The following is an 8,041-nucleotide window of genomic DNA, read 5'->3' as shown; positions in this document are numbered from 1 at the left end:
TTCCGAACCCGGAAGCTAAGCCTACCTGCGCTGATGGTACTGCACCTGGGAGGGTGTGGGAGAGTAAGACGCCGCCGGCATTAAACGTGATAATAAGAAGCAGCGAGCTGGATCTCGTCCTTAGGGACAGGTTCGGCTCGCTGCTTTTTGCGTTGCCCCTTATGTCCTGTGGTCCCCTGCGACAATTTCCTCTAGGTGGCACACGCATTTTGGCCTCCTCACCGCAGTGCCTCATACTTATTAACGATCATGTGTGGTGAGAAGAACCCGGTTATGGAGGTCACAACCATGGCTACCCGTGGTGCCGAACAATCGCCCCTAACGCCTGAAGCAGGCGTAGCCGCACGCGCTGTGAATCTGGTCAAGACCTATGGCCACGGCGAGGCCCAAGTGAAGGCTCTCGACCACGTGGACGTTGCCTTCGAGAAAAACCGCTTCACAGCGATCATGGGGCCCTCCGGGTCTGGGAAGTCAACGCTTATGCACTGCATGGCAGCCCTCGACAGCCCCACCAGTGGCCAGACCTACATCGGCGACACTGAACTTTCTGAACTCAACGAAAAGCAGATTACAAGCCTGCGCCGCGATCGCCTCGGATTTATTTTCCAGGCCTTTAACCTGGTCCCGACCTTGACCGCCGCCGAAAACATCACCCTGCCTCTGGATGTTGCCGGCAAGAAGGTTGATTCTTCCTGGTTTCAAGAAGTCACCACCCGCCTCGGTCTGGCAGAACGACTTCATCACCGACCCAGTGAGCTCTCGGGCGGCCAGCAACAACGCGTCGCCTGCGCTCGCGCCCTCGTCGCCCGACCCGAGATCATCTTCGGCGACGAACCAACCGGCAACCTAGACTCCAACAGTTCCCAAGAGGTCCTCGATATCCTCCGCACTGCGGTGGACCACGACGACCAGACCGTCGTCATTGTGACTCACGACCCCAAGGCAGCCAGTTACGCCGACCGGGTGCTTTTCCTCGCGGACGGCAAGGTTGTCCACGAATTGGAAAGCCCAACTGCCGAAGACATCCTCTCGACGATGAGCCGAATCGAGGACTACTGATGCCCAAGCGCACCAAAGGGGCTCGCGCCAGTGGGGCAGCAGCGGTAGGGCGCCTGAGCCTTCGTGCCATTGCCGCACATAAGGTCAGGCTGCTGCTGACAGTCCTCGCCGTTGTTCTCGGAACCGCGTTTATCGCAGGCTCCCTCATGTTCACAGCGGGACTCTCCCGAACCTTTGACTCGCTCGTCGACGGGGAGATGAAGAACGTCGATGCTGTGGTGAGCGCCTCGCCCTCCCCACACGGTGGCACCAGCGACGGTGGGGACGCTCAGCCCACCGGTGCGGAACAAAAAAATTCTGGGGACAGACCCGAAACCGCTGGCGAGGGCCAAGCTATCAGCGAGATGCCGGAGGCCACCGGGGCACCGGCCGACCGTGCAGCGGCGCAACCTCAGGCGGTGTCCAGTCGTCGCATCAGTGAGGACGATCTCCGTCGTATCCAAGAGATGCCCCAAGTCAGCCAGGTGAATATCGCTGACCAGGTGCAAGCAGTCGCCGCCAGGGAAAACGGCGAGACTTTGAACTCCGCCCCTGCGCCAACGATGCTGCAGCCCTTCTACAACGGCGAAGAATCGGTTAAAGGCGAGACTCATATCGTCGATGGCGCCGCGCCCACAGACACTGGTGACGTTGCGATCAACGCCAGCGCCGCAGAGGCCCATGGCGTCAAGGTGGGGGACCGGCTGAAGGTCGTCACGTCGCGGGCGCAGGACGAGGTCACCGTCACCGGTATTTACGATTCCGATATCGAAACCGGCGGCTTCATCGGGCTATCAGTTGCCGCCGACACCTTTAAGGAAAAATTCCTCCAGTCCGGGGAGCCACGCACCCTTTACGTCGGCGCGGCCCAAGGCACCACAGCGGCAGAACTTGTCGATAGTTTGGCCGCCGAGTTCCCCTACAGCGTCCAGACGGGGGAGGAGGTCTCCGAGGAGCTTTCCGCTGAGATCTCGAAGGCGCTGAGCTTCGTCAGCTACTTCCTGGTCGCCTTCGGTCTCGTGGGTCTGCTGGTCGGGACCTTCATCATCGCGAACACCTTCTCGATGATCGTGGCGCAGCGGATGCGGGAATTTGCTCTGCTCCGCGCCCTGGGCGTCTCCCGTGGCCAACTCACCGCGTCCGTTGTTCTCGAGGCCGCGGTGGTGGGTGTCCTTGGCTCGGCTCTCGGCGTGCTCGCCGGAATGGGGCTAGTCAAGGTCATCTATGCGGTTCTCGAAAGCACTGGTGCGGGACTCCCCGCTGGCGGGATCGTCCTGACACCATTGGCGGTCGCGCTCCCCATGATCGTCGGAGTGCTCGTCACCATCCTCAGTGCGTGGGCACCCGCCCGCAGTGCTGGGGCCACTCGTCCCGTCGAGGCTATGCGTTCCGGGGACGCCAGCAGCTCCAGCTCTCTGGTGGGGCGCACCATTGCCGGCGGGATCGCCTTCGCGGTCGGCGTCGCAGTCGCGCTAGCCGGGGCGCTCGGTGACGGCTGGAGCACGAAGACGCGGGCCATTCTGGTCGGGGCCGCTGCGGTCCTTGTCATCCTGGGGACGTTCCTGGCTTCACCGGCGGTCGCGCGTCGCGCTGTGCCAGCGATCGGCCGGGTCGTTGGGCTGCCTTTCGGCACCGTCGGCGCACTCGCGCGGAAGAACTCCGCCCGGAACCCACGGCGCACCGCCACCACTGCCTTCGCCCTCACTTTGGGGCTTGCTCTCGTCGGGGCCGTGGGGATGCTGGGAGCGTCGATGAAGGCCTCCGTGGCCGAGGTGACCGAAACCGCGGTGAAGGCCGACTTCGTGGCGACGGGGCCGTCGAATAGCGGGTTCCCTGTCCCCAACGGTGCCGTCGGTGCGGTGCAGGAGACCCCTGGGGTGGGCGCCGTCGGAGTGCTGGGTAGCTCCCTCGTGAACATCGAGGGCATCGGCGCTTTCGCCGGGCAGCCCTTCGCGAACTACTACGGGGGTAACCCCAACGACGGCATCGCGGTCGACACCGTCGAGGGCACAACAGATCTCGCGGAAGAGGGCTTCATCGCGGACACCAAGACCGCGGCCTCCCACGGCTGGAAGGTCGGCGAAAGCTACCCGGTCCACCTCGGCAAGACCCCCGCCGGAAAGAAACTCCCTCTGCTCGGTACCTACGAGCCAAATCAGGCGCTCGGGCCCTACGTGTTGAGTCGGGCCGGCGTGGAGGGCGTGCAGCCCTCCGCTCAGGGGCAGTGGCCCGGCCAGATCATGGCCCTTATGGTCACCGCGGCGCCGGGGGAGGGCGGCGGTGAGCAGAGCGTGCCGACCGAGCTCCAAGAAGAGCTTCGGGAGGCCACGAGGGACTACATCGTGGTTCAGGTCCTCACCCCAGCGGAGGCCTCGGGTGAGGCTGCCGTCATGGTCGACCAGATGCTGAACATCCTCTACGCGCTGCTCGCACTGGCCATTGTCGTGGCCATTCTCGGGATCGTGAACACGCTGGCACTGAACGTCATCGAACGGCGTCAGGAGATCGGCATGCTTCGCGCGATCGGCACGATGCGTGGCCAGATCCGCCGCATGATCACCCTGGAGGCCGTGCAGATCGCGGTCTATGGGGCGATTGTTGGCGTCCTCATCGGGCTCGGCCTGGGCTGGGCTTTCGTCACGGTCCTCGCGGGGGAGGGGCTGGAAGAACTCGCCGTCCCGTGGCTGCAGCTGGTGCTCATGCTCCTTGGCTCCGCGCTCGTGGGCGTGGTTGCCGCCGCCTGGCCTGCGATCAAGGCGGGGCGTACCCCTCCGCTGGAGGCCATCGCGGATTAGGGAAGCCAGCCGCCGCTGAGGTAGCTGGCAGCCACGGTGATGTGTGCGCCGGGCCACGACCAGCGCAAATATAGTTTTCTTAAGGCAAATACTTCGTTTTGCCAACAAATTACCAATGTGTGATGTTTAATCCCCTCTATGACGAAGATCACACGAGGGGGACAGCCGTGGCGTGCTCGTTCCGCATCTTTCATTGCCACCAGTATTCTTTCCACCACTCTGATCGCAGGGGCCGGGTTCGTCGCTCACGCTGACGAATCCTCCTCGAAGGATCAGGATTTCGGCGCAACGCTGTCCTCCGTTGGTTCCAGCGAGGGCGGGGCTCTCGGATCTTCCGGCACGGGGAAGGCGCCGGAGCAGGGCGATAATGACGCCTTCTACGACACCGCTGGCGTCACCACGACCACCCCGGGCGAGATCCTCAAGACCGAGACCGTGCCCTACAACCCCGCACCGCGGGGCATGAAGGGCTACGTCCCGAAGACCGTCGACCGCATCATGTACACCACCACCAACGCTCACGGCGAGCTCACCCCGGTGACCGGCTACATCATGGAGCCGCGCACCGAGTGGAAGGGTAAGGGCGAGCGCCCGACCGTCATCATCGGCCGCGGCACCGTCGGCCAGGGTGATAAGTGTGCCCCGACCCGCAACTGGCCGCTGCACAACCTCCAGGACCCTGTCCAGAGTGGCCGTGGTGTCAACCTCGAGGGCATCTACGACGTCGCGTTCGCCAAGTACGGCGTGCGCGTCATCGTCACCGACTACATCGGCATGGGCACCGACGAGGTTCACACCTACATGAACCGTCTCGACCAGGCCCACGCGATGATCGATGCGGGCCGCGCGGCGCGCAACATCGTCGAGAAGAACGGTGGGAAGTTCGGCAAGGTCGCCTTCTACGGCCACTCCCAGGGTGGCGGCGCGTCCACCGCGGCCGTCGAGGAGGCACCGAACTACGGCAAGGATCTCGACGTCGCGGGTGCCTATGCCTCCGCGCCACCGGCAGACCTGAACGCCGTGCAGCAGAACATTGACGGCTCTGACCTGATGGGCGCGATCGGCTTCACCATCAACGGCATGCTGGCCCGCTACCCGGAGCTGCGTCCGCTGCTGGAGGAGCACCTCAACGAGGAGGGCGAGAAGGCCCTGGCTGCGACCGCTGAGATGTGCACCGACGAGATCATGGACAACTTCGGCCACCAGGAGACTCGCAACTGGACCAAGGACGGCCGCTCCCTGACCGAGCTGCTCAAGGACATGCCGGCGGCGCAGAAGGCCCTGGCGGATCAGAAGATCGGCAACGGCAAGCCTGAGGCTCCGGTGATGATCGTCTCTGGCCGCTACGACGGCAACGTCGAGTACAACCAGGCGAAGGTTCTGGCGAAGACCTGGCGCGATAAGGGCGCCAGCGTCGTCTACAAGGATGACTTCATGCCACCGATCGGCGAGTACAACCACCTCGCCCAGGCCGCGACCGGTGCCCCGTACGGCCTGGACTTCATCATCGCCCGCTTCAACGACCTGCCGGTCAAGGGGGAGGGTGGAGACTACACCACCGAGTCCTCCCTGCAGGGCTCCAGCCAGTCCTCCTCCGAGGGCTATGGCCTCCTGGGTTCCAGCCAGCCCTTCCTGGGCAGCTCCGCCCGGGACTAAGCGCTAGCCGAAGCTAGTGCCAGCGGGTCGCCGGTCGGCGGCTCAGGCGAAGCCCGCAGCGCATGCTGTGGGCTTTTAGCCGTTGAGCTCGCGGCTGGCGATTTCTGCACCCTCAACCAGGGACTGCAGCTTCGCCCATGCGATCTGCTCGTGGAGGCGACCGCCCAGGCCGCAGTCCGTCGACGCGATGACGTTCTCCGGGCCGACGAGTTCAGCGAACTGGATGATGCGGTCTGCGACCAGGCGCGGGTGCTCCACCACATTCGTGGAGTGGGAGACCACGCCCGGGTAGATCACGGTGCCCTCCGGCAGCTTGTGGTCCTGCCAGACACGCCACTCATGCGCGTGGCGCGGGGAAGCGCCCTCGAAGGAGTAACCGCCGACCTCAGCGCGCAGAATTTCCTCGACGATATCGCCGAATGGCACGTCGGTGACGTGCGGGCCGTGCCAGGAACCCCAGCAGATGTGCAGGCGGGTCTGCTCGCGCGGCAGATCCTTCACGGCGTGGTTGATGGCGTCCACACGGGTGCGGATGTACGCCCGGTAGTCCTCGATGGACGGCTCCGGGTTGATCTGGTCCCAGGACTCCGCCAGTGACGGGTCATCGATGGATACGGTCAGTCCGGCGTCAGTGATGGCGCGGTACTCTTCTGCCATCGCGTCGGCGCAGGCCCAGACGATGTCATCGTCCGTCTCGTAGTACTCGTTCTTCAGTCGGGCCGCGGATCCCGGGGACAGGGCGGCGACGAAGCCCTCGGTGGCGCCGGTCTTCTTCATGGCGGTGGTCAGCAGCTGGACGTCGGTGTCGATCTGGTCCTTGCCGATGTACGTGATCGGGCCGGTGATCTTCGGGTTACCGACGGAGGCGCGGTTGGCGAGGATGCCGGAGGCCGGGTCCTCGTATGCCTCGCGGAAGAGGGTGCGGTCACGGCGGTCGGCGAAGCTGGTCAGGCGGATGTTGCCCGGCTCGGAGCGGATGGCCTCCTGGTTGGCCCAGCGGTCCTCGTCGGTCATGGTCAGCCCACCCAGGCGGGAGAAGCTGTAGTTCCACCAGGCGCCGTAGTCCACGGCACCGCTGGTGACGTGGCCGTATTCGCCCTCGTTGATGATGCTGATGCCCATCTCGTGCTGCTTGGCGACGACCTTGTCGATGGACTCCTGCAGGATGCCCAGGAAGTCCTCACGCTCGATCTCGCCGGCGGCGAATTTGTTGTTGACCTCGAGTAGTTCCTTCGTACGCGGCAGGCTGCCGACGTGCGTGGTTTTGATGTTGACGCTCATCGTCTGTTTTCGCTTTCCTTGGTCGTGGGGCCAGCGTTGCCACTGGCTGTGGATGCTGCCCAGTGTATCTATGCCGGGAGACGTTCTGAATGAGTGGGTCTGGCAGCGAGTTGCGGCATGCTCGTACCGTGTCCGGGGCTGCGTCTGCGAGGGGAACTAAGATCGGGGGCATGACCGATGGCGAGAAGAAAAGCACTGATCAGAACTCCAAGAGCCTAGGGGCAACCCCGAACTCGGATATCGCGAGCCTGCCGGGGGCGCACCGCGATGTGCAGGAAGGCGTGGCGCCACTGACCCCAGCCGAGCAGCTGGTGCAGCTCAATAACTTTTTTGAGGACAATTACCCGGAGATTTTCCGTTCCCTGACGACCGACGAAGGGGTGGAATACACGCAGCAGGGTCAGCCAGTTCCGCAGGATCTTAAAGCCTCGACGGAGCGCATGTGGTCGAAGGTTCCTGACCTGTTGACGCACAGTAGCCAGCTGGTGTTGGGCGCAGGCCTGGATCACGCGATGCCGCACGTGGCCTTCTGCCGAGCAGGTGTGAGCTCCGCGGCGTGGCCGGTGGGGCAGCCTGGTGTTGCTGAGCTTCCACAAGGCGTGGGTGCGACGGTGCTGCGCCCGGACGAGCCCACCGGCGCGCTCGCGATCTCTCTCCACGGCGGGCCGGGCTGGTTCGGTGATCGGCAGGCGCACGAGCAGCTCTGGCAGCCACTGTTCGCAGCGCTGGCCCAGCAGTCCGGCGTCACCATCGTGGATCTGACCTATCCGCTGCCCCTGGTTGGTGGCGATGGAGCGCGGGGCTGGGAGGCCACGGTCACGGCCGTGGGACAGGCCTTCGACGCCGTGCGCGGCAGCGCCGAGGCCCTGGGGTGCGATGAGAACAGGACTGGCATCGTGGCCTTTGGCTCTGGCCTGGTTGCCGCGACGCACGCCCTGCGCGACGCGGCGTGGGTGGCAGCGCTGAGCCCACGTATTGCGGGCCCGCTGGAGGAACTGGAGGGGGAGAAGCTGGGTATTCCGGTACTGCTTTCTATTGCCAGCGAGGACTCGCGTGCTACCCCGGCGGAGCGCGCGGCTAGCTTCGTGGAGTCGGTGTTCTCCGAGGTTGATACCCAGGAATTCCCGAGCGAGCACATTATCGCTCCGCCGACCGTGTGGCGCGAGCGGGTGGGCGCGGCCGGGAAGTGGCTCGCTGGCCGCTAAGGGGCGACCGCTGCATGTCGCGGTAGGGGTGGGGTGGCGCTCGTGCGTACTGGGGCATTGCGGCTG

Annotated in this window: 5 protein-coding genes and 1 rRNA gene; 5 read left to right on the top strand and 1 reads right to left on the bottom strand. The window is 64.6% G+C overall.

What is annotated here, in order from left to right:
• The 4 genes from rrf to QP140_RS05630 all read left to right on the top strand — a co-directional run.
• Positions 1-80, top strand: a 5S ribosomal RNA gene (rrf, locus tag QP140_RS10420); the annotation flags it as partial.
• Between the two features lie 208 nt (positions 81-288).
• Positions 289-1,059: an ABC transporter ATP-binding protein gene (locus tag QP140_RS05640; RefSeq protein WP_284758624.1), complete on the top strand. Its 771-nt coding sequence runs from the start codon at positions 289-291 to the stop codon at positions 1,057-1,059.
• Positions 1,059-3,833: an ABC transporter permease gene (locus QP140_RS05635; protein WP_284758620.1), complete on the top strand. Its 2,775-nt coding sequence runs from the start codon at positions 1,059-1,061 to the stop codon at positions 3,831-3,833. The genes QP140_RS05640 and QP140_RS05635 overlap by 1 nt, the downstream gene beginning before the upstream one ends.
• 138 nt (positions 3,834-3,971) lie before the next feature.
• A complete protein-coding gene (locus QP140_RS05630; RefSeq protein ID WP_284758619.1) occupies positions 3,972-5,489 on the top strand; it encodes a lipase family protein in 1,518 nt (505 codons plus the stop codon).
• Between the two features lie 75 nt (positions 5,490-5,564).
• Here the strand turns inward: QP140_RS05630 and QP140_RS05625 are convergent, their stop codons facing one another.
• Positions 5,565-6,770 (bottom strand): cobalamin-independent methionine synthase II family protein, encoded by a 1,206-nt coding sequence (locus QP140_RS05625; protein ID WP_284758618.1) that lies wholly within the window; start codon positions 6,768-6,770, stop codon positions 5,565-5,567.
• A gap of 170 nt (positions 6,771-6,940) precedes the next feature.
• Between QP140_RS05625 and QP140_RS05620 the strand changes: the two genes are divergently transcribed.
• Positions 6,941-7,975 (top strand): hypothetical protein, encoded by a 1,035-nt coding sequence (locus tag QP140_RS05620; protein WP_284758617.1) that lies wholly within the window; start codon positions 6,941-6,943, stop codon positions 7,973-7,975.
• Positions 7,976-8,041 lie beyond the last annotated feature (66 nt).

The organism is Corynebacterium sp. UMB9976 (assembly GCF_030212265.1).
In the GTDB taxonomy this organism is placed as follows: Bacteria; Actinomycetota; Actinomycetes; order Mycobacteriales; family Mycobacteriaceae; genus Corynebacterium.
Note: the sequence above shows the minus strand (reverse complement) of the source record. Positions and strands in the feature narration are given on the sequence as shown.

Coding starts and splice junctions, on each gene's coding strand:
- QP140_RS05620 (WP_284758617.1), top strand. CDS start 6,941: ATGACCGATGGCGAGAAGAAAAGCACTGATCAGAACTCCAAGAGCCTA.
- QP140_RS05640 (WP_284758624.1), top strand. CDS start 289: ATGGCTACCCGTGGTGCCGAACAATCGCCCCTAACGCCTGAAGCAGGC.
- QP140_RS05630 (WP_284758619.1), top strand. CDS start 3,972: ATGACGAAGATCACACGAGGGGGACAGCCGTGGCGTGCTCGTTCCGCA.
- QP140_RS05625 (WP_284758618.1), bottom strand. CDS start 6,770: ATGAGCGTCAACATCAAAACCACGCACGTCGGCAGCCTGCCGCGTACG.
- QP140_RS05635 (WP_284758620.1), top strand. CDS start 1,059: ATGCCCAAGCGCACCAAAGGGGCTCGCGCCAGTGGGGCAGCAGCGGTA.